Below are 2,036 nucleotides of genomic sequence, written 5' to 3'. Positions count from 1 at the left end.
CCCTTTACCCTTCAACCTTTCCCCCTTCCCCTTATCCCTAAAGCCTAAAGCCTAAAGCCTAAATCCAGGGTTAATTCAATTGATAATCGGGAGTAGCGACGATCGAGTCATCTGAAGCTGCAACGATTAGAGGCAGATCTTTAGCATCGCTGGGTAGTGTGGGGCTGGGAACTCGAACGGGGAGTTTAAAGACTTGAATATTACTAATCAGTCCGGCGGAGAGGGCGTTCATTTGGGTGGAAATCGATCGAGCTGTCTGAGATTGGCGGTCGATTTGCGCGGATAATGTGGCGATTGCGGAAATCGATCGAGCTGTCGAGTCGGCAGAATCGATAATTGTTTGACTGGTTTGGGATACTACTTCGCCAGCTTTGACTGCTTGTCCGGTTACCGATTGAACTGTGCCAAAGACGTCGCGAGTTTCTTTTACCCCTTGGGTAAAGCTATTTACCAAACTCCCCAATCTTTGAACTTCGCCATCGACGTCGGATACTACGCGGTGAATTTGGGTGTTGCGTTGCTCTAGACTGATGAGTCCTTCATTGGTTTGTTGTGCCAGTTGGCTGACTTGTCCGGCGATCGCTTCAAATTCACGCGCTACGGCTTCAAACTGTCTGGGGTCGCGCTGTTCGGCGGCTCTAGCGGCTACTAACGATGCGTTGAGGGCGAGGATTTGGGTCTGGGTTGCAATATCGGTTTGATCGTCTACAAATTGGTCTGATAGTCCGACAAATTCCCCCAAGGCTTTCATCTGCTGGACGATGCGATCGCTACCCTGTTGCAAGACATCAATACCACGATCGAGCGATTCGATCGTCATTTCACCAGTAGTTACCGCAGTTTGGAGCGATACTAGCGAATCATTGGTATCGGCTAACTGAGTTGCGGCATTGTTGGCAGCTTGACGAACTGTTTGCGTGAGTGCCAATACTTGAGTTACAGATTGATTTTGTTCGCTAGTACTTTCGGCGACGGTAGCAGCAATTTTATCTTGCAAACTACTATTTTCAGCTACTCGTTGTGCCTCATTCGATACTTGAGCAAAGATCGTTCCTAATCCCTCTACCAGACGATTTAAGACGTCGCCGATCAATCCCGTCGCGCGTTCGTTTACATCGGCACTGACGGTAAAATCACCAGCTTCAATTTCGCAAACCACATCCAATAGTTCGCCGATATCTTGTTGTAAAATATCCCGTTCTTCCCGCACGAGCTGCTCTTGTTGTTGGCGGTTATTTGATTCTACTTCTAAAGCTTTATTGAGTTCTAATAAATTCTGTTGTGATGTTTCGATCGCCAGTTGAGCGGCAATCCGATCCCTAATATAAGCACGGACGGCAGACAGTACTAGCAACCAACTCGCCAACAAGATCGGCAAAGTCACAGCCGAAAAGACGATCGTCAGGAATAACTGTTGGCGATAATTGCTTAAGTCGGTGGCAATCATCTGGTTAACTTTCTCTAGAATGACACCATTGGCATTATTATAGATTTGCTTTTGTGCGGTATATTCAGTCCCTGTCAAAACTTGATAAGCTTCTTTTTGCTTACCCTCGCGTACCAGTTTGAAAGCTTGGTCTTCTAATGCAAATAACTTCGCTGCCGAAGCATCGGTTTTCTTGGATTCTTCCCGCAGTTCGTCGGTAATCAGTGCTAAAAATTTCTTGAGCGAGGCATCGGCTTTGGGTACCATTCCCTTATAGCGAGTTTCCCATTGTAAATCTCCGGTACTTGCCAGCATCTTGGCCGACATGGTGAGATATTCATCTTGATAGATGAGTTCGTCACTAACTTTTTGGAGATCGAACTCTCGATCGATCTTCGACTGAAAGCTATTATAAATACTCCAAATATTCCAAGTCGAACCTCCCACCAGTAACAGACTACCTGTAACTGTGATGGTAATCGTGGCGATTAGATTATTCCGCACGAAGCTTTGGACGCGCGCCAACGGCGATGGCGATCGATCTGTCGGGGCGATGGCTGTTTTGGTGTCTGGTTGGTTGCTATTCATAGGAATTTGGATGGGGACAGGG

At 47.1% G+C, this 2,036-nt stretch carries 1 protein-coding gene; it reads right to left on the bottom strand.

Annotated elements, in window-relative coordinates; all coding sequences use genetic code 11:
* Window positions 1–70: 70 nt before the first annotated feature.
* A partial coding sequence (locus tag C7B77_RS28950; protein ID WP_106313220.1) for a methyl-accepting chemotaxis protein occupies window positions 71–2,036 on the bottom strand: 1,966 nt, incomplete at its 5' end.

It is taken from the genome of Chamaesiphon polymorphus CCALA 037 (assembly GCF_003003845.1).
GTDB lineage: Bacteria > Cyanobacteriota > Cyanobacteriia > Cyanobacteriales > Chamaesiphonaceae > Chamaesiphon > Chamaesiphon polymorphus.
The sequence above is the reverse complement of the archived record's forward strand: the minus strand, read 5'-3'. Positions and strand labels throughout refer to the sequence as shown.